The organism is Streptomyces sp. NPDC002888, assembly GCF_042888465.1.
Classification (GTDB): domain Bacteria; phylum Actinomycetota; class Actinomycetes; order Streptomycetales; family Streptomycetaceae; genus Streptomyces.
Genome location: NZ_JBIAPU010000004.1, coordinates 277548 through 296280 on the forward strand (window position 1 = coordinate 277548; position 18733 = coordinate 296280).

The 18733-nt window shown below is 70.9% G+C and carries 18 protein-coding genes; 13 read left to right on the forward strand and 5 right to left on the reverse strand.

Annotated features, from left to right (window positions below):
* Window positions 1-10: 10 nt before the first annotated feature.
* Complete coding sequence (locus ACFYWX_RS08875) at window positions 11-1000, forward strand: adenosine deaminase (RefSeq protein ID WP_389423275.1); 990 nt, start codon at window positions 11-13, stop codon at window positions 998-1000.
* Between the two features lie 41 nt (window positions 1001-1041).
* On the opposite strand, the gene ACFYWX_RS08880 is transcribed toward ACFYWX_RS08875, so the two are convergent.
* From ACFYWX_RS08880 to ACFYWX_RS08890, 3 genes are all read right to left on the reverse strand, one after another.
* Window positions 1042-2382 carry an MFS transporter gene (locus ACFYWX_RS08880; RefSeq protein WP_389423276.1) on the reverse strand — a complete coding sequence of 447 codons (1341 nt, stop codon included), beginning with the start codon at window positions 2380-2382 and terminating at the stop codon, window positions 1042-1044.
* 201 nt (window positions 2383-2583) lie between these two features.
* Window positions 2584-3375 carry an IclR family transcriptional regulator gene (locus ACFYWX_RS08885; RefSeq protein ID WP_389423277.1) on the reverse strand — a complete coding sequence of 264 codons (792 nt, stop codon included), beginning with the start codon at window positions 3373-3375 and terminating at the stop codon, window positions 2584-2586.
* Window positions 3336-4649, reverse strand: coding sequence for an RNA-guided endonuclease InsQ/TnpB family protein (locus ACFYWX_RS08890; RefSeq protein WP_389423278.1), 1314 nt, complete (start codon window positions 4647-4649; stop codon window positions 3336-3338). The genes ACFYWX_RS08885 and ACFYWX_RS08890 overlap by 40 nt, the downstream gene beginning before the upstream one ends.
* 452 nt (window positions 4650-5101) lie before the next feature.
* Between ACFYWX_RS08890 and ACFYWX_RS08895 the strand changes: the two genes are divergently transcribed.
* The 12 genes from ACFYWX_RS08895 to ACFYWX_RS08950 all read left to right on the forward strand — a co-directional run bounded on the left by ACFYWX_RS08895 (window position 5102) and on the right by ACFYWX_RS08950 (window position 17081).
* Window positions 5102-6040, forward strand: coding sequence for a 5-dehydro-4-deoxyglucarate dehydratase (locus ACFYWX_RS08895; RefSeq protein WP_389423279.1), 939 nt, complete (start codon window positions 5102-5104; stop codon window positions 6038-6040).
* Complete coding sequence (locus ACFYWX_RS08900) at window positions 6037-7332, forward strand: glucarate dehydratase family protein (protein WP_389423280.1); 1296 nt, start codon at window positions 6037-6039, stop codon at window positions 7330-7332. The genes ACFYWX_RS08895 and ACFYWX_RS08900 overlap by 4 nt, the downstream gene beginning before the upstream one ends.
* A 107-nt stretch (window positions 7333-7439) precedes the next feature.
* Window positions 7440-8774, forward strand: coding sequence for an MFS transporter (locus ACFYWX_RS08905; RefSeq protein ID WP_389423414.1), 1335 nt, complete (start codon window positions 7440-7442; stop codon window positions 8772-8774).
* Between the two features lie 101 nt (window positions 8775-8875).
* Window positions 8876-9991 (forward strand): carbohydrate kinase family protein, encoded by a 1116-nt coding sequence (locus ACFYWX_RS08910; RefSeq protein WP_389423281.1) that lies wholly within the window; start codon window positions 8876-8878, stop codon window positions 9989-9991.
* A gap of 150 nt (window positions 9992-10141) precedes the next feature.
* Entirely contained in the window at window positions 10142-11215 is a 1074-nt protein-coding gene (locus tag ACFYWX_RS08915) for a PhoH family protein (protein ID WP_389423282.1), read from the forward strand.
* Between the two features lie 28 nt (window positions 11216-11243).
* Complete coding sequence (gene ybeY, locus ACFYWX_RS08920; protein WP_389423283.1) at window positions 11244-11741, forward strand: rRNA maturation RNase YbeY; 498 nt, start codon at window positions 11244-11246, stop codon at window positions 11739-11741.
* On the forward strand, window positions 11738-13048 hold the full coding sequence (locus tag ACFYWX_RS08925) for a hemolysin family protein (protein WP_389423284.1): 1311 nt from the start codon (window positions 11738-11740) through the stop codon (window positions 13046-13048). The genes ybeY and ACFYWX_RS08925 overlap by 4 nt, the downstream gene beginning before the upstream one ends.
* The gene (locus ACFYWX_RS08930; RefSeq protein ID WP_389423285.1) at window positions 13045-13404 is read left to right on the forward strand and encodes an MmcQ/YjbR family DNA-binding protein; all 360 of its coding nucleotides are present in this window, start codon (window positions 13045-13047) and stop codon (window positions 13402-13404) included. The genes ACFYWX_RS08925 and ACFYWX_RS08930 overlap by 4 nt, the downstream gene beginning before the upstream one ends.
* 46 nt (window positions 13405-13450) lie before the next feature.
* Window positions 13451-13804, forward strand: a complete 354-nt coding sequence (locus tag ACFYWX_RS08935) for a cytidine deaminase (protein ID WP_389423286.1) — start codon at window positions 13451-13453, stop codon at window positions 13802-13804.
* Window positions 13805-14011: 207 nt separating this feature from the next.
* Window positions 14012-14488, forward strand: coding sequence for a hypothetical protein (locus tag ACFYWX_RS08940; RefSeq protein ID WP_389423287.1), 477 nt, complete (start codon window positions 14012-14014; stop codon window positions 14486-14488).
* Between the two features lie 161 nt (window positions 14489-14649).
* Window positions 14650-15978: a beta-xylosidase gene (locus tag ACFYWX_RS08945; RefSeq protein ID WP_389423288.1), complete on the forward strand. Its 1329-nt coding sequence runs from the start codon at window positions 14650-14652 to the stop codon at window positions 15976-15978.
* 86 nt (window positions 15979-16064) lie between these two features.
* Window positions 16065-17081, forward strand: coding sequence for a WxL protein peptidoglycan domain-containing protein (locus tag ACFYWX_RS08950; protein WP_389423289.1), 1017 nt, complete (start codon window positions 16065-16067; stop codon window positions 17079-17081).
* On the opposite strand, the gene ACFYWX_RS08955 is transcribed toward ACFYWX_RS08950, so the two are convergent.
* Both ACFYWX_RS08955 and ACFYWX_RS08960 read right to left on the reverse strand, forming a co-directional pair.
* Window positions 16975-17313: a P-II family nitrogen regulator gene (locus tag ACFYWX_RS08955; RefSeq protein WP_389423290.1), complete on the reverse strand. Its 339-nt coding sequence runs from the start codon at window positions 17311-17313 to the stop codon at window positions 16975-16977. The two genes, ACFYWX_RS08950 and ACFYWX_RS08955, sit on opposite strands and share 107 nt — an antisense overlap.
* Window positions 17310-18644, reverse strand: a complete 1335-nt coding sequence (locus tag ACFYWX_RS08960) for an ammonium transporter (RefSeq protein WP_389423291.1) — start codon at window positions 18642-18644, stop codon at window positions 17310-17312. Before ACFYWX_RS08960 ends, ACFYWX_RS08955 begins: the two co-directional genes overlap by 4 nt.
* Between the last annotated feature and the right edge of the window lie 89 nt (window positions 18645-18733).

The window sequence follows — 18733 nt, forward strand, 5'->3', positions numbered from 1 at the left end:
CCATGCTTTGATGCCCCTCCCAAAAGCTGAACTGCACCTGCACATCGAAGGCACCCTGGAGCCCGAGCTGGCGTTCGAGCTCGCCGCGCGCAACGGTGTCGAGCTGCCGTACGCGGACACCGAAGAGCTGCGCAAGGCGTACCAGTTCGAGGACCTCCAGTCCTTCCTGAACCTGTACTACGAGCTCATGGCGGTCCTGCGCACCGAGCGGGACTTCGAGGACCTCGCGAACGCCTACCTCGCCCGCGCCGCCGCGCAGGGCGTGCGGCACGCGGAGATCTTCTTCGACCCGCAGGCCCACATCGCCCGCGGGGTGGAGATGGGTACGGTCGTCGAGGGGCTGTGGCGGGCGCTCGGCAGCAGCGAGGCCAACCACGGCGTCTCCACCCAGCTCATCCTGTGCTTCCTGCGCGACGAGTCCGCCGCGTCGGCCCTTCAGACCCTGGACGCGGCCCGGCCGTACCTGGACCGGATCACCGGCATCGGCCTCGACTCGGCCGAGGTCGGCCACCCGCCGGTCAAGTTCCGCGAGGTGTACGAGGCGGCCGCCGCCCTCGGCCTGCGACGCGTGGCGCACGCCGGCGAGGAGGGCCCGCCGGAGTACATCACCGAGGCCCTGGACGTCCTCGGCGTCGAGCGCGTCGACCACGGACTGCGCTGCATGGAGGACCCGGACCTCGTAGCACGGCTCGTGCGGGAGCGGATCCCGCTGACCCTGTGCCCTCTGTCCAACGTCCGGCTGCGGGCGGTCGACGTCCTCGCCGAGCACCCGCTGCCCGCCATGCTGGACGCCGGCCTGCTGTGCACGGTCAACTCCGACGACCCGGCCTACTTCGGCGGCTACGTCGACGACAACTTCCACGCCGTACGCCAGGCACTGGGCCTGGGCGAGGACCGGCTGCGCGAACTGGCCCGCAACTCCTTCCTCGCCTCCTTCCTGGAGCACGACGAGGAGCGGCGGGCACGCTACCTCGCCGAGGTGGAGGCGTACGCGTTCTGATCCGGGCTGATCCGAACGCCACCCGCTGGTTGAGACAGGTTCTACTTCGCCCCGGCCCCCGGTGCGGCGCCCGCCCGCCGGGGGCCGGCCGTGTCGTAGGCGGCGCGGGCCGGTACGGCGGGGGCGTCCACCGGGATCTCCACCACCGGCTGCTCCGGTGCGCCGACCCGCGGCACCGCGCCCGTGGGCGTGCCGGTGGCCGCGGCGACCACGGCGGCCGGGGTGCCGCCGCGCCGCCGGACCGCGCCGGGCAGCAGCGGGCGTCCGCCGGTGTGCAGGGCGACGGCGGTCATGGGGACGGCGACGACCAGCAGTCCGACGGCGAGGACCGCGCCCATGACGGGGAATCCGGCCTGCGCGGACAGCACACTCCCGGTCAGCGGGCCCGCCGCCGTGCCCAGGGAGGACGCGGACCCGACGAGCACCGCCCAGCGGCCGCGCGGGTCGAGCGAGGCGGCGAGCCCGATCAGGTACGACAGGACGACCGGGTAGAAGGTGTTCCAGGCGATCTCGCCGGCCGCGAAGCTCGCCAGGCCGGTCGCGGAGGCGCTGACGGCGATGCACCCGGCGATGACCGCGGTACCGGCCCCGATGGGCAGCGCCCGCCCGAACCGCGCCCCCAGCGCGCCCGCGCCGAGCACGCCCAGCAGCCCCGTGCCCAGCGCCGCGGCGAACACCACGCCGACGGTCGCCTCGGTGAGGTGCGCCTGGGTGAGCCCTATCCGGCCGCTCACGCCCCACAGGGCGTTCTGGGCGAGGGACCAGCACGGCATGGCGGCGGCCAGGAGCAGCCCGGAGCGCAGGTGGGGGAGGGGTTCGCGCTGCCGACGGGTGTGCGGGACCGCCGTAGGGCCGGGGAGGCGGCCCGTGAGCGGCCAGACGGCGAGCGCGGTGAGCGCGATCGCGGCCAGGGGCTGCCCGTGACCGGCCCCGAGGTGAGGCACGGTCAGGTAGACGGTGCCGGCGAGCGCGGACACCGCGAGCAGCCCCAGCGCGGAGGCGCGGTGCGGATCGCGCTGGGCGGCGATCCGGGTGGCGGCGACCGTCGTGGCCGTACCCGACCCGAAGCCGCCGACCATGGCGCCGAAGACGACGGCCGGGACACTGCCCGTGAGGGCGGCCCCGCCGTAGCCGAGGACGGCGAGGAGCAGGCCGACGCGGGCCAGGGCGCGGGCCCCGATCCGCTCGACGCGGGAGGCCAGTACGAACCCGGCGGCGGCCGAACTCAGCAGCAGTGCGCTGCCGACGGCACCGGCCTGGGTGGCCGACAGGGGCAGTCCCGCGTCCAGCCGCCCGACGACCGTCGGGAGCAGATACGGGGCGAGGTACCCGGCCGTGAAAAGGGCGACGAGGGGCCAGGGGGTGGTGCGGGGGGCGAACACGGGCGTTCCCAGGGCATGCGAAAGGGGCTCAAGAAGAGGGGGGATGGCGACGGCCGTCGACGGACGGGAACGCGCGGCCAATTTGTATCAAGCACACGGTTCGGGAAAGAAACGCGGGCCGGGTGATGTGGATCACTTTACGTTTGGGGTGAGAGAGGCCGGGTAGCAGCGGTGGCCTCTGTCGGGTCAACCAGGCGCCCGCTAGCGCCAGTTCACGGCCCCGCCCGCCCCGGGTGCCGTCGCCTCGATCTTCGCCCGGATCTCCCGCATCACCGCGACGATCCGCTCCTCGTGCTCCGGCGTCAGCCGGGCCACCGGCACCGAGCAACTCACGGCGTCCTGCACGGGAGTGTCGTAGCGCAGCGCGAACCCGAAGCCGACGATGCCCTGGACGCCCTCCTCGCGGTCCACGGAGTAGCCGCGGTCCCGTACCGCGGCGAGGTCCGCCGCCAGGGGCGCACGGCCGGTGTGGGTGTTCGGCGTCAGCGCCTCGTACGGCCCCTCGGGCAGGTCCTCGTCCGGGCGCTCCGCGAGCAGCGCCTTGCCCAGCGCGCCCGCGTGGGCCGGCAACCGGCGCCCCACCCGGCTGATGGTCCGCAGGTACTCGTGCGACTCGCGCGTCGCCAGGTACGCCACGTTGCGCCCGTCGAGCCGCCCCAGATGGATGGTCTCGCCCAGCGCCTGGGACGCCTCGTCCAGATAGGGCCGCACCAGCCGTACGCGCGGGTCGGAGTCGAGGTAGCTGGTGCCGGTCAGCAGGGCGTGGATGCCGATGCCGTAGAGGGATCCGGTGACGTCCGTGCGGACCCAGCCGCGCGAGATCAGGGTCTGCAGCAGCGCGTACATCGAGCTGCGCGGCACGCCCAGCTCGTCCGCCAGCTCCTGCAGCCGCGCCGGGCGGTCGCCGCGCGCCGCGAGCAGTTCCAGCAGCTCGACGGTGCGCGCCGCCGACTTCACCTCGCGGACGCCTCCCGTGCCCCCTGTCTCCGACATGTGCCGATCTTGACGTGCTCCCTGACCTGAAGTCCAGGGATTCCGGCCTGGGTCGTCTGACCCTTCCGGGGGCTTCCTGCTTCAACGCGCTGTGCCGGGACTTTCGTCCTGCTCTTACCGGCGCTCCACGAGGCGTTTAGCGTCTCCGCCCGTCCGGTGGCGACGATTCGGCGTCCTTCGAAGAGGACGTTGCGTGCTGCGTTGTGGTCACGGTCGTGCACAGTGCCGCACTCGCCGCATGTCCACTCGCGGACGTGCAGGGGCTTGGGGCCGTCCCGGAATCCGCAGGCAGAGCAGACCTGGGAGGACGGGAAGGACCGGCCCACTTTGGCGAAAGTGCGGCCGTGCTTGACCGCCTTGTACTCCAGCATGCCGACGAACGCGGACCATCCCGCATCGTGCACGGACTTGGCGAGCCGGGTACGACCGAGGCTGGACACCGCGAGGTCTTCCACGTACACCGCTTGGTTGTCGCGAATGATCTGCGTGGATGCCTTGTGGTGGAAGTCCCGGCGCCGGTCGGCGACCTTGGCGTGCTGGCGTGCGACCTTGACGCGGGCCTTGGCCCGGTTCTTCGATCCCTTGGCCTTGCGGGACAACTCCCGCTGGAGGCGCTTGAGCTTGTTCTCGGCCCGACGCAGGAAACGCGGGGCGCTGATCTTCGTCCCGTCGGAGAGGATCGCGAACGCGGACAGGCCGAGGTCGAGACCAGCGTCGGTCTCCAGGCCGGGGAGGACGTCCGGCTCGGTGTCCACGACGAAGCTGAGGAAGTACCGGCCGGAGCTGTCCTTGGTGACGGTCAGGGACGTGGGCGCGGCCGGCAGCCGACGGGACCACTTGACCTTGAGGTTGCCGACCTTGGCCACGTACACCCTGCCGTCGTCCGGGAGGGAGAAGGCGTTGGTGTTGAGGCGGATCGACTGCCGGGTGTCCTTCTTTGATTTGTAGCGGGGCGGGCCCACCTTCCGCCCCTGCCGCTTGCCCGTGAGGCTGTCGAAGAAGTTCTTGTAGGCGGCATCCAGATCCCGCAGAGACTGCTGCAGGACGACCGCCGACACATCGGCGAGCCAGGCGCGTTCCTCGGTGCGCTTGGCCTGGGTGATGCGAAGCCGGGACAACTCGGCCGACTTCACATACGGCAGTCCTGCCGCGTGCGCTTTTTTCCGGTCACGCAGGCAGTCGTTCCACACCACGCGGGCGCACCCGAACGCACGCGCCAGCGCACGGCGCTGGGAGGTGTCAGGGTAGGCCCGGTAGTTGTAGCGGAGCTGCATGGCGATCACCGTATTGATGCTTCGGGGCCGCTCGCGGCGAAAGGTCACATTCAATTGGAATTGCGCACGATGTGAGCAAGCGTGTTCGATCCGACACTGTCGTCGGCTCAAGTGCGTCTCCGCTCGCCGGACGCGGCAGGAGTTCACCGGCCGGATCGACCGCGTCCTGATGCGGGGGCATCTGTAGTCGCTCTCGTACTTCTCCGCATTGTGCGGCGGAGCACCGCTGGAGCCGTCCGCCAATACATCGAGCAGCAAAAACGTCCGCTCTAGTCTGCAGGGCAGAGTAGTCGGGAGATCCGCTTCATCCCCGGTGAACGCGGGGGCTTCCATGCAAGATCACCGGTAAGGGCGCGCGCGACCCCGATGGCGGCCCCATTGACGGCCGGTGTTCGCCTATCTAACCTCCATCTTCATACGTGGATGACGTCTACATAGGGAGATGACTGAGGGTGACCCTCCACCCGGACACGGCCCGGCGGTTGCGGGACGGCATGGCGGGCGGCGTGCTGTCGTTCCCGCTGACGAGCTTCCACCAGGACGGCTCACTCGACCCCGACGGCTTCCGCACCCATGTCGCCGCCCAGATCGCCACCGCCCCCGGGGCCGTCTTCCCCGCCTGCGGCACCGGCGAGTTCTTCTCCCTCGACGAGGACGAGTACCGGCAGGTCGTCACCATCACCGTCGAGGAGGCGGCCGGCCGGGTACCCGTCGTCGCCGGCATCGGCTACGGCTGGGCGCAGGCCGCCCGCTTCGCGCGCATCGCCGAGGACGCCGGAGCCGACGCCCTCCTCGTCCTGCCGCACTACCTCGTCGCCGCCCCGCAGGACGGCCTCGTCGCCCAACTGGAGCAGATCGCCGCCCGCACCCGGCTCCCGCTCATCGCCTACCAGCGCGGCCAGGTCGCGTTCGGCGTGGGGGCGTTCAGGCGCATCACCGAGATCCCCGGCGTCATCGGCCTCAAGGACGGCCACAGCGACCTCGACCGCCTCCAGCGCCTCACCCTCGCCGCCCCCGAGGGCTTCCTCTTCTTCAACGGCGCCGCCACCGCCGAGATCCAGGCCCGCGCCTACGCCACCGTCGGCGTCCCCGCCTACTCCTCCGCCGTGCACGCCTTCGCCCCCGAGATCGCGAACGCCTTCTTCACCGCCCTCCACGCGGGCGACGACAAGACCACCGACCGACTGCTGCGCGACTTCTACGTCCCGCTCGTCGAACTCCGCGACCGGGTGCCCGGCTACGCCGTGTCCCTGGTCAAGGCCGCCGCCCGGCTGCGCGGCCGCCCCGTCGGCCCCGTCCGCGCCCCGCTCACCGACCCGTCGGCCGCCGACCTGGCCGACCTCAAGGCCGTCCTCACCACCGGACTCGACCTCGTAGGAGCCGCCCTGTGACCCGCGACCTGACCATCACCGAGGTCCGCCTGACGCCGATCCTGGTCGCCGACCCGCCGCTGCTCAACACGCAGGGCGTGCACCAGCCGTACACCCCCCGCCTCATCGTCGAGGTGGTCACCGCCGACGGGACGACGGGCGTGGGGGAGACCTACGGCGACACCAAGTACCTGGAGCTCGCCCGCCCGTTCGCGGACAAGCTCGTCGGCCGCCAGGTCAGCGACCTCAACGGGCTGTTCGTCGTCGCCGAGGAGGTGGCCGTGGACAGCTCCCGCGTCTTCGGCCAGGTCGACGTCGGCGGACTGCGCGGCGTCCAGACCGCCGACAAGCTGCGGCTGTCCGTCATCTCCGCCTTCGAGGTCGCCTGCCTCGACGCCCTCGGCAAGGCCCTCGGCCTGCCCGTGCACGCCCTGCTCGGCGGCAAGGTGCGCGACGCCGTCGAGTACAGCGCCTACCTCTTCTACAAGTGGGCCGACCACCCCGAGAGCGTCGCCGCCGAGAAGGACGACTGGGGTGCCGCCGTCGACCCGGCCGGAGTCGTCGAACAGGCTCGCAAGTTCACCGAGCGCTACGGCTTCACCTCCTTCAAGCTCAAGGGCGGCGTCTTCCCGCCCGAGGAGGAGATCGCCGCGATCCGCGCCCTCGCCGAGGCCTTCCCCGGCCACCCCCTGCGCCTCGACCCCAACGGCGCCTGGTCCGTGCAGACCTCACTGACGGTGGCGAAGGAACTCGGGGACGTCCTCGAATACCTGGAGGACCCCGCCCTCGGCACCCCCGCCATGGCCGAGGTCGCCGCGTACACCGAAGTCCCCCTCGCCACCAACATGTGCGTGACGACCTTCGCCGAGATCAAGGAGGCGTTCCAGAAGGACGCCGTCCAGGTCGTCCTCTCCGACCACCACTACTGGGGCGGCCTGCGCAACACCCAGCAACTTGCCGCCATCTGCCGCACCTTCGGCGTCGGCATCTCCATGCACTCCAACACCCACCTCGGGATCTCGCTGGCCGCCATGACCCACGTGGCGTCCACCGTCCCCAACCTCCACCATGCCTGCGACTCCCACTACCCCTGGCAGTCGGAGGACGTCCTCACCCAGCGGCTGACGTTCGAGGACGGCAAGGTCACCGTCTCCGACGCACCCGGCCTCGGCGTCGAACTCGACCGCGCCCGCCTTGCGTTCCTCCACCAGCGGTGGCTCGACGACGACGGCACGCTGAAGGACCGCGACGACGCTGCGGCGATGCGGGTCGCCGACCCGGACTGGGTCACGCCGGCCGTTCCCCGCTGGTAACTCCCCTCCCCTGAGCACGATCGGAGCCGCTCGTGTCAGTACCACCGGCAGTCCCCACGGAACACCCGCCCGCCGTCCAGTCCGCCATCCGTAAAATCTTCCGCCGCGTGGTCCCCCTCTTCTTCGTGATGTTCGTCGCGAACTACATGGACCGCGTCAACCTCGGCTTCGCCCAGGACGAACTCCGCGCCGACGTCGGCCTCTCGGCCGCCGCGTTCGGACTCGGCGCCGGGATCTTCTTCATCGCGTACGCCCTCTTCGAAGTCCCCTCCAACATGCTGATGGAGCGCTTCGGCGCCAAGGTCTGGCTCACCCGGATCATGATCAGCTGGGGCGTCGTGGCGACCGCGATGGCCTTCGTCGACAGCGTCGGCATGTTCTACGCCCTGCGTTTCCTGCTCGGCGTCGCGGAGGCCGGCTTCTTCCCGGCGGTGATCTACTACTTCAGCCGTTGGCTCCCGGACTCCCACCGAGGCCGCGCCACCTCGATCTTCCTGATGGGCTCCGGCACCGCGACGGTGATCGTCGGCCCCATCTCGGGCGCCCTGCTGGAGATGCACGGCGTCTGGGGCCACGCGGGCTGGCAGTGGATGTTCTTCATCGAGGGCGTCCTCTCCGTCGTCCTCGGCTTCGTCGTCTACCGCTTCCTCGACTCCGGCATCGAGACGGCGACCTGGCTCACGGACGACGAGAAGACCGGCCTCGTCGCGGTCATCGACGCCGAACAGGACGCACGCGACGCCGAACGCGGCACCAGCGCGCACGTCTCCCGCTGGAAGCTGCTCGCCGACCCCCAGATGCTGCTCTTCCTGTGGATCTACTTCGCGATCAACGTCGCCCTGTACGCGGTCACCTTCTGGCTCCCGTCGATCGTGGACGACATCGGCGGGCTCAGCTCCTTCCAGGTGGGGCTGCTCACCTCGGTGCCGTGGCTGTGCGCGATCGTCGCCGTCTACGTCAGCGGCCGGATCTCCGACCGCATCGGCAAGCGGCGCCCGATCCTGATGACACTGCTGGTCCTCGGCGGCTGCGGCACCCTGCTCGCCGTGTTCGTGTCGCCGTGGGCGGGCCTGGGCGCGCTGTGCCTGGCCGCCATGGGCTTCAAACCGGCCTCCCCGATCTTCTGGACCATCCCGCAGAGCTACTTCGACGCCCGCGCCGCCGCCCCCGGCATCGCGCTCGTCAACTCCATCGGCAACCTCGGCGGTTTCGTCGCCCCGACCGCCTTCGGCATCATCGAGGACGCCACCGGTTCCACGAAGGGCGGCCTGGTCGGCCTCACCGTCATCGGCTTCCTCGCCGCGCTCAGCGTCCTGCTGGTACGGGGCGGCGGCCGCAACGACCGGGTCCGTACGAAGCCGGCGAAGGCCCCGGTGACCCCGGAGCCCAAGGCGACGCCCGGGGCGGCCCGGACCACCCGTCCGGGACCTGCGGTGGCCTGACGGTGGCCTGACGCGGTGGGGTGGCAGAGGCGGGAGTGCCACCCCGATGCCGGTGGTCTGGTGCACACTGGCTGAACCGGCACCACCGTCAGGGAGCGCACGTGACCCCGTCCATCGGAGAGGACCCCCGCAACCGGCCCCAGGTCGACCCCCTGGCCGCCCTGCGCACACCGGGTGACCCGCCCTGGGACGTCTATCTCACGGGCACCGTCTTCCTCGACATCATCTTCACCGGGCTCGACTCCGCCCCGGTGCGCGGGACCGAGTCCTGGGCACGCGGGATGGGGTCGAGCCCCGGCGGCGTCGCCAACATGGCCACCGCCCTGGCCCGCCTCGGCCTGCGCACGTCCCTCGCGGCCGCCTTCGGCGACGACCACTACGGCGACTACTGCTGGGACGCCCTCGCGCAGGGCGAGGGCATCGACCTCTCCCCGTCCCGCACGGTCCCCGGCTGGCACTCCCCGGTCACCGTCTCCATGGCCTACGAGGGCGAGCGCACGATGGTCTCCCACGGCCACGAACCGCCCCCCGAGGAACCCGCCCCCGAGACCGCGCCCCTCGCCCGCGCCGCCGTCGCCTCCCTCACCCCCGGCAAGCGCGCCCCCTGGATCGCCGAGGCCGCACACCACGGCACACGCATCTTCGCCGACGTCGGCTGGGACGACACCGGGGCGTGGGACCTGGCGGGGCTGGCCGACCTCGAACACTGCGAGGCGTTCCTGCCGAACGCGGCGGAGGCCATGCGGTACACGGGAGCGGCCTGCCCCCGTGCCGCCGCACACGCCCTCACCGAACACGTGCCGCTCGCTGTGGTCACCCTCGGTGCGGAGGGCGCGTACGCGGTGGACCGGCGGACGGGGGAGACGGCAGAGGTCCCGGCGATCGCCGTGGAGGCGCTCGATCCCACCGGGGCGGGGGACGTCTTCGTGGCGGGCTTCGTCACCGGCACGCTGGCCGGGTGGCCGCTGGCTGACCGGCTCGCCTTCGCCGGCCTGACCGCCGCACTCTCCGTGCAGGAGTTCGGCGGGTCGCTGTCGGCGCCGGGGTGGGCGGAGGTCATGGGGTGGTGGCGAAGGGTGCAGTCCGTCGAGGGGCAGGATCCTGTGGCGCTACGGCGGTACGCGTTCCTCGGGTCGCTGGTGCCGGACGAGGAGGCGGCGCGGCCGTGGCCGTTGCGGAGGGCTGTGCCGACGATCGGGTTCCGCAGGTCGGCGTGAGTGCGGCACGCACGCCCGCGGCCAGGACAGGGATCGTCACCTAAAAGCCCTACGGCGTTGTCGGTGCTCCGTCGTACTCTGGATACCGCGAGGCCGCTCTCAGCTACGCGGCCGTGAAGAGGAGGAACCGCAGGCCTTAAGCGCCGGCCCATGACTCAGACACCTACAGCTCACACCCCCGCGCAGGGGCAGGCGAGAGCACAGTTCACCGTGCCCGCCCAGCACCCCATGGTGACCGTCCTGGGGTCCGGCGACTCGCTTCTGCGCGTGATCGAGAAGGCCTTCCCGGCGGCCGACATCCACGTCCGGGGCAATGAGATCAGCGCGGTCGGCGCCCCCGCTGAAGTGGCCCTCATCCAGCGCCTTTTCGACGAGATGATGCTGGTGCTCCGCACCGGGCAGCCGATGACGGAGGACGCAGTGGAACGCTCGATCGCCATGCTCAGGGCGAGCGAGAACGGGGAGAGCGACGGCCAGGAGACCCCGGCCGACGTACTGACGCAGAACATCCTGTCCTCGCGGGGCCGCACGATCCGGCCCAAGACCCTCAACCAGAAGCGGTACGTCGACGCGATCGACAAGCACACGATCGTCTTCGGCATCGGCCCCGCCGGTACCGGCAAGACCTACCTCGCCATGGCCAAGGCGGTGCAGGCCCTGCAGTCCAAGCAGTGCAACCGCATCATCCTGACCCGCCCGGCGGTGGAGGCGGGGGAGCGCCTGGGCTTCCTCCCGGGCACCCTCTACGAGAAGATCGACCCCTACCTGCGCCCGCTGTACGACGCGCTGCACGACATGCTCGACCCCGATTCGATCCCGCGCCTCATGGCGGCGGGCACGATCGAGGTCGCGCCGCTGGCGTACATGCGTGGTCGGACCCTCAACGACGCCTTCATCATCCTGGACGAGGCCCAGAACACGAGCCCCGAGCAGATGAAGATGTTCCTCACCCGTCTCGGCTTCGACTCGAAGATCGTGATCACGGGTGACGTGACGCAGGTCGACCTCCCCAGCGGCACCAAGTCCGGTCTGCGCCAGGTGCAGGAGATCCTGGAGGGCCTGGACGACGTCCACTTCTCGCGTCTGACGTCCCACGACGTCGTACGGCACAAGCTCGTCGGCCGTATCGTCGACGCGTACGAGAAGTACGACAGCCAGCACGGCACCGAGAACGGCTCCCGCAAGGGCGGCCGGGGCAGGCAGTCCGGGCACAAGGGGCTGTGACATTTAAAAGCGGGAGAACAGCGGCACCATGTCGATCGACGTCAACAACGAGTCCGGAACCGAGGTCGACGAGCAGGCGATCCTCGACATCGCCCGCTACGCGCTCGCACGGATGCGCATCCACCCGCTCTCCGAGCTCTCGGTGATCGTTGTGGACACCGGCGCCATGGAGCAGCTGCACATCCAGTGGATGGACCTGCCGGGGCCCACGGACGTCATGTCCTTCCCGATGGACGAACTGCGTCCGCCGTCGAAGGACGACGACGAGCCCCCGCAGGGCCTCCTCGGCGACATCGTGCTGTGTCCCGAGGTCGCCACCAAGCAGGGCGCCGAGGCGGAGACGCAGCACTCCATGGACGAGGAGCTCCAGCTGCTCACCGTCCACGGCGTGCTGCACCTGCTCGGCTACGACCACGAGGAACCGGACGAGAAGGCCGAGATGTTCGGCCTGCAGGCGGCCATCGTGGACGGCTGGCGCGCGGAGAAGGGCCTGACCGGCCCGTCCCCGGCCCCGACCGTGTCATGAGCATCGCACTTGTCACCGGCGCGATCGCCCTGGTCGTCGTCGCCTGGCTCGCCGCCTGCGCGGAGGCGGGCCTCGCGCGCGTCTCCAGCTTCCGCGCCGAAGAAGCCGTGAAGTCGGGGCGCCGCGGCAGCGCCAAGCTGATCCAGATCGCCGCGGACCCCACCCGCTATCTCAACGTGGCCCTGCTGGTGCGCGTGGCCTGCGAGATGGCCGCCGCCGCGCTGGTCACGTACGCCTGCCTGAAGGAGTTCGACGGCACCGCCGAGGCCCTCCTCGTCGCGATCGGTGTCATGGTCCTGGTGTCGTACGTCGCCGTCGGGGTCTCCCCGCGCACCATCGGCCGCCAGCACCCGCTGAACACGGCGACCGCGGCCGCGTACGTCCTGGTGCCGCTCGCCAGGATCATGGGCCCCGTCCCGCCGCTGCTGATCCTCATCGGCAACGCGCTCACCCCCGGCAAGGGCTTCCGCCGCGGCCCCTTCGCCTCCGAGGCGGAGCTGCGCGCGCTGGTCGACCTCGCCGAGAAGGAGTCCCTCATCGAGGACGAGGAGCGCCGCATGGTGCATTCCGTCTTCGAGCTGGGCGACACGCTCGTACGGGAGGTCATGGTCCCGCGCACCGACCTCGTCGTCATCGAGCGCTACAAGACGATCCGTCAGGCCCTCACCCTCGCCCTGCGCTCCGGCTTCTCGCGCATCCCGGTCACCGGGGAGAGCGAGGACGACATCGTCGGGATCGTGTACCTGAAGGACCTGGTCCGCAAGACGCACATCAGCCGCGACGCGGAGAGCGAGCTGGTGTCGACGGCGATGCGCCCCGCCGCGTTCGTGCCCGACACCAAGAACGCCGGCGACCTGCTGCGCGAGATGCAGCTGCAGCGCAACCACGTCGCCGTCGTCATCGACGAGTACGGCGGCACGGCCGGCATCGTCACCATCGAGGACATCCTCGAGGAGATCGTCGGCGAGATCACCGACGAGTACGACCGTGAGCTCCCGCCCGTCGAGGAGCTCGGCGGGGACCGCTACCGGGTCACCGCCCGCCTCGACATCACCGACCTCGGCGAGCTGTACGGCCTGGAGGAGTTCGACGACGAGGACGTGGAGACCGTCGGCGGACTCCTCGCGAAGGCGCTGGGCCGTGTGCCCATCGCCGGGGCGTCGTCGCACGTGGAGCTGCCCGACGGGCGCCGGGTGCGGCTGACCGCGGAGGCCGCGGCCGGCCGCCGCAACAAGATCGTGACGGTGCTGGTGGAGCCGGACGGCCAGGTGGAGCGGCCGGCCCAGGAAGAGGCGAAACCCGAATGACCCCTCAGGAGCTGCGCGCCCTCTGCCTGTCCTTCAACGCGGCGGCCGAAGACTTCCCCTTCAACCCGGAGACGTCTGTCTTCAAGGTCCTGGGCAAGATGTTCGCCCTGTCGAACCTGGACGCGCGGCCCCTGACGGTCAACCTCAAGTGCGACCCCGAGGACGCGATCCGGCTGCGCGCCGACCACCCGGGCCTCATCGCCCCCGGCTACCACATGAGCAAGCGCCACTGGAACACGGTGACGGTCGACGGTGGACTCCCCGCCCAGCTCGTCCGGGAGCTGATCGAGGATTCCTACGACCTGGTCGTCGCCGGACTGCCGCGCGCGGAGCGGCTGCGGCTGGACCGGCCCTGAGCCGGGTGGGGAACTTCCCCTGGGCACGGCTACGTATGCTCAGGACATGACCGACAGCAACGCGCTCGACCCCGAGGACCGCAAGATCGTCACCCTGGCCCGCTCGGCCCGGGCCCGTAACGGCGTGCCGGAGGGGGCTGCCGTGCGGGACGAGACGGGCCGTACGTATGTGGCCGGCACCGTCGCACTGGAATCGCTGAAGCTGAGCGCGCTGCAGACCGCGGTGGCCATGGCGGTGGCGTCCGGGGCGAAGTCGCTGGAGGCGGCGGCGGTCGTCACCGAGGCGGCGGAGGCGAACGAAGCGGACCGGGCTGCCGTACGGGATCTGGGTGGAGCAGAGACGCCGGTGCTGGTGGCCGGGCCGGACGGCGTTGTTCGTCTGACCGTCTCCGCGGGCTGACGTCCCAGCCTGATCCTCTCGAGCGGTTTTGGCAGGGGCATGGACTAGTCCGGAATTCACCCTTGCAGCCCTCCGTTCCCCGCGCATCAATGAAGCCATGGATCCGACGGACCGTCAGATTTCCGGCCGGTTGAGCAGCGTGTCCGCACCCACCTGCTCAGGAGCCGCCGTCCGTCGACACTCACCCGCGAAGGGAGCCCCAAGCAGATGAGAGGCAAGCGAATCGGAACAGGTGCGGCAGTGGCGGTCGGGGTGCTCGCGATCGGCGGGCTCGCGCTCGCTCCCGCGGCCATCGCCGTCGCCCCCGAGACGGCGACGATCAACGCCGACTGCGGGATCTTCGGCGGCGGAGCGGCCACGCTCACCGCCACCCAGAACGGCACCGCCGCCACCCTCACCCTCAACTCCACCGCGATCAAGGCGCCGATCGCGCTGTCGAAGGACTCGATCACGTCCACCCTCACCCTGGTGAAGTCCACCGGCGGCACCCGGGTCTTCAGCGGGAAGGTGAACCCGGCGATGAAGGTCGGCGACCCCGTCACCGTCGGCCCCCTCCCCGGAACCGTGGCCTCCGGGGACAAGCTCGAGACCTACGGCGGCTCGCTCAAGATGGTCGTCCTGGGCATCACCATCACCTGTACGGCCAAGGCACCGCAGTCGCCCGGGCCGTTCGTGTTCGACTGATCCGAGACTGATCCGACCGAGCACGAAGCACGCGCGGCAGGGAAGGTGACGATCCGTCAGTTTTCCTGCCGCATCTCCATTGACTTCTCACACCGCCTCCACGTCAATGCCCCTTGTCGGCGCAGAAGAGCCGCTGCGCCATCCCTCAGGAGGGGGCACCCATGGGTCAGACCACCCGAAGACGCCGCCTGGCGTCGCTGCTCGGGGCGACCGCGCTCGCGGTCACCGCGGGCGGCGCACTGGCCGCGCCGGCCGGTGCCGTGTCCGCCCAGTCCGCCGACGTGGACTTCGCCACGCACTGCATCCCGCCGCCCATCGCGGGCATCCCGCCGATCGACGGCACCACCACCGGCCGGATCGCGGTGGACAACACCAGCCCCAAGGTGGGCGACACGGTCACCGTGACGTACACGGTGGTCAAGCCCGCCGCCAGCAACCCCACCGAGCTCGCCCTGCCGGCCGACATCATGACCCCGACCGGCAAGGTCACCCTCGGCGGGGCGCAGACCGGCGACGTCACCGTCACGGGGCCGAAGAAGAACGAACCGGTGCCGGGCAAGGGCGCCTTCCCGTCGTTCTCGATGACCGGCACGTTCACGGTCACCCAGCCCGGCGCGATCACCCTCTCGCCCGGCGACTACAACATCCACACCAGCTACATCCTGGAGCTGGACACCCCCTGCACGGTGACCAACCCGCCCGCGCCGGTCTCCGAGACCGTCACCGCGGCGGATGACCCACCCGCCAACACCCGCTCCATCACCCTGGGTTCGGCGTCCGGGAAGCCCGGTGACAGTGTCACCGTCACCGGCAGCGGCTTCACCGGGGGCGCGACCGTCACCCTCGCCGGGCGGTCCGGGAGCACCCAGACCGCGGACACGGCGACCGTGACCGCCAACGCCCAGGGCGCCATCAGCGGCGCGCTCGTCGTCAGCGACAAGACGACGAGCGGGGTCGTGGCGTACGAGGGTTCCGCGTGGAGCGCGGAGAAGGGCGCCGGGCCGGTGGCGTACGTCGTCATCGACGACACGCCCGTTCCCGACGGCAGTCAGAAGCTGACCACGACCGTGAAGGCGGGCACGCTGTCCATGACCCAGGCCGGGGACGCCGTCCAGCTGTCGGGCGTCGACTTCGGCAAGGGCGGCGCCTCCACGGGTGACCTGCGGACGGTGACCGTCAAGGACTTCCGCGGCGGACCCGCGGGCTGGTCCCTGACCGGCAAGGTCACCGACTTCACCGGCCCCGGCGCCAAGATCGACGCCGGGAAGCTGAGCTGGACGCCGGCCTGTACGACCAAGGCGGGCAGCCCCAGCACCTGCCGGGCCGGTTCGCCGGGCACGGTGGGCGGCTCGGGGGCGACCCTGGCGTCCACGCCCGACGGCACGCTCACCGGCGGTGAGTTCACGGTCGACGCCGGGCTGTCGCTCGACGTACCGGCGTTCACGCCTCCGGGGTCGTATTCCGCGGTCCTCACCCTCACACTCACCTGATCGCCGTACGGGCGTCCCGTTCCCACGGGTCCGCACCCGCCCGTCCGCCCCGTTCCCTTCCGTCCGGTCCGTGGGGGTCCGCACCCATGCGCAAGCCGTACGCCCTCCTCCTCCTGCTGTTCCTCCTTCTCGCCGCCCCGGCCGCCCCCGCGCACGCCGCGGACAACGGCAGCTGGTCCGTCTACCCCCTGTCCTCCGGAGTCTCCGAGCGGCCGTACTTCTACCTCTCCGCCGACCCCGGGCAGACCATCGAGGACAAGGTCGTCGTCGCCAACAAGACCGCCAAACCGCTGAGTTTCCGCCTCTACGCGGCCGACGCGTACAACACCGGGCGCGACGGCGGGTTCGCCGTGCGGACGGAGAAGGAGCGGATGCGGGGCGTGGGGGCCTGGGGGAAGCCCGGCAAGTCCCGGATCACCGTCCCCGCCCACAAGTCGGTCACCGTGCCGTTCACGCTCCGCGTGCCCGAGGACGCCGAGCCCGGGGACCATCCCGGGGCGCTGGTGGCTCTGGACGAACGCGTCGACACCGGTGACGGGTCCCTCGCCGTCGGGGTACGCCGAGCCGTCGGCGCCCGCGTCTACCTGCGGGTGAGCGGCCCCGCCCTCCCCGCGATCTCCGTGGAGGGCGTCCGGGTCGCCCACGACCAGCCCCTCGTCCCCGGTCTCGGCGACAGCACGGCGACCATCTCGTACACCCTGCGCAACACCGGGAACGTCACCCTCAACCCGAGGGTGGAGCTGCGGGCACAAGGCCTGTTCGGCCGCACGCTCCTGGCCCGCGACCTGACCAAGATCCCCTCCGAGCTGCTGCCCGGCCAGCGGGTGCGGCTCAGCGAACCGTGGCGGGGCGCGCCGCAGCTCGACTGGGGCGACGTGACGCTCACGGCGAGCGCGAAGGACACCCGTGAGTCGGCCGGGGCGTCCTTCTTCGCGCTGCCGTGGCTGGTGGTGGCGGTGGCGTTCGCCGCCGGAGTGGTGGGAGGGGTGCTCCTCGTCAGAGCGCGTCGGGGCCGCGCTCGCCCGTCCGCACCCGCACGACCGTCTCGACGGGCACTGCCCACACCTTTCCGTCCCCGATCTTCCCCGTCTGCGCGGCCTTGACGATCGCGTCGATGACGGCGTCCGAGTCGGCGTCCTCGACGACGACCTCGATACGGACCTTGGGGACCAGGTCGACCTGGTACTCGGCGCCGCGGTACACCTCGGTGTGCCCGCGCTGACGGCCGTACCCACTGGCCTCGGTCACGGTCAGGCCGTGCACGCCGATCTCCTGGAGGGCGGTCTTGACCTCGTCGAGGCGGTACGGCTTGACGATCGCGGTGATGAGCTTCATGCCTGCGTTTTGGCCTTCTGCGCGGAGGTGAGGACGGACGCGGTGACCGGGGCGCCGTGGCCCAGGACGCCGTGATCGTATGCCGTCTCGGCGTGCACCGTAAGGTCCAGGCCCTTGTACTCCTGCTCCTCGCCCGCCCGGAAGCCCATCGTCTTGTCGATCAGCTTGCCGATGCCGTACGTCACGGTGAAGGCGTACGCCCCCACGGCGACGACGGCCACCAGCTGCTTCCCCAGCTGCGCGAGCCCGCCGCCGTACAGCAGCCCCTCGGTCCCACCGGTCATGGTGTCGACCGCGAAGACGCCGATCAGCAGGGTGCCGATGATCCCGCCGACGAGGTGGACGCCGACGACGTCGAGCGAGTCGTCGTAGTTCAGCCTGAACTTCCAGCCCACGGCGTACGAGCAGACGACACCGGCGGCGAGGCCGACGACCAGCGCGCCGAGCAGGGACACAGAACCGCAGGAGGGCGTGATGGCGACCAGGCCCGCGACCGCGCCGGATGCGGCGCCCAGCGTCGTCGGGTGGCCGTCGCGCTTCTGCTCGACGAAGAGCCAGCCGAGCAGGCCGGTGCAGCCGGCGGCGAGGGTGTTGAGGAACGCGGCGGCGGCGAGGCCGTTGGCGCCGAGGGCGGAGCCGGCGTTGAAGCCGAACCAGCCGAACCAGAGCAGACCGGCGCCCAGCACGACCATCGGCAGATTGTGTGGACGCATGGCGTCCTTCTTGAACCCGAGCCGCGGACCGAGCACCAGGCACAGAGCCAGACCCGAGGCACCGGAGGTGATCTCGACGGGAAGGCCGCCGGCGAAGTCGAGGGCGCCGAGGTGGTTCAGAATCCAGCCACCCGGGCCCCACACCCAGTGGGTGACGGGAACGTATACGAGCAGCGCCCACACCGGCACGAACACCAGCCACGCCCCGAACTTCGCCCGGTCGGCGACCGCGCCGCTGATCAGCGCCGCCGTGATGATCGCGAAGGTGAGCTGGAAGGTGGCGAAGAGGACGGTGGGGACGCTGCCCTGCACGCTGTCGGGGCCGAGACCGGACATGCCGACGTGCTCGAGCCCGCCGATCAGCCCGCCGCCGACGTCGTCGCCGAACGCGAGGGAGTAGCCGGCGGCCAGCCACACCACCGTGACCAGGGCGATCGACACGAAGCTCATCATCAGCATGTTGAGGACGCTCTTCGTGCGGACCATGCCGCCGTAGAACAGGGCCAGGCCCGGGGTCATCAGCAGGACGAGGGCGGTGGCGGCGAGCAGCCAGGCGGTGTCGCCGGTGTCGATGCGCTCTGCGGCCAGGGGCGCGGCGAGGGTCACGGTCGTCTCCAACGGTGTGGGGGCTCGTCAGAGGGTCACCGGCGTGCGTTTCCGGTCGCGTACAGGTGTGTTTCCGTGACGTTTCGTTGCGTGGAGGTTTC

Excerpts from the sequence above, each read along its gene's own strand:
- ACFYWX_RS08945 (WP_389423288.1), top strand. The coding sequence starts at position 14,650 with ATGGGTCAGACCACCCGAAGACGCCGCCTGGCGTCGCTGCTCGGGGCG.
- ACFYWX_RS08930 (WP_389423285.1), top strand. The coding sequence starts at position 13,045 with ATGACCCCTCAGGAGCTGCGCGCCCTCTGCCTGTCCTTCAACGCGGCG.
- ACFYWX_RS08875 (WP_389423275.1), top strand. The coding sequence starts at position 11 with ATGCCCCTCCCAAAAGCTGAACTGCACCTGCACATCGAAGGCACCCTG.
- ybeY (WP_389423283.1), top strand. The coding sequence starts at position 11,244 with ATGTCGATCGACGTCAACAACGAGTCCGGAACCGAGGTCGACGAGCAG.
- ACFYWX_RS08950 (WP_389423289.1), top strand. The coding sequence starts at position 16,065 with ATGCGCAAGCCGTACGCCCTCCTCCTCCTGCTGTTCCTCCTTCTCGCC.
- ACFYWX_RS08935 (WP_389423286.1), top strand. The coding sequence starts at position 13,451 with ATGACCGACAGCAACGCGCTCGACCCCGAGGACCGCAAGATCGTCACC.
- ACFYWX_RS08915 (WP_389423282.1), top strand. The coding sequence starts at position 10,142 with ATGACTCAGACACCTACAGCTCACACCCCCGCGCAGGGGCAGGCGAGA.
- ACFYWX_RS08940 (WP_389423287.1), top strand. The coding sequence starts at position 14,012 with ATGAGAGGCAAGCGAATCGGAACAGGTGCGGCAGTGGCGGTCGGGGTG.
- ACFYWX_RS08885 (WP_389423277.1), bottom strand. The coding sequence starts at position 3,375 with ATGTCGGAGACAGGGGGCACGGGAGGCGTCCGCGAGGTGAAGTCGGCG.
- ACFYWX_RS08955 (WP_389423290.1), bottom strand. The coding sequence starts at position 17,313 with ATGAAGCTCATCACCGCGATCGTCAAGCCGTACCGCCTCGACGAGGTC.
- ACFYWX_RS08890 (WP_389423278.1), bottom strand. The coding sequence starts at position 4,649 with ATGCAGCTCCGCTACAACTACCGGGCCTACCCTGACACCTCCCAGCGC.
- ACFYWX_RS08925 (WP_389423284.1), top strand. The coding sequence starts at position 11,738 with ATGAGCATCGCACTTGTCACCGGCGCGATCGCCCTGGTCGTCGTCGCC.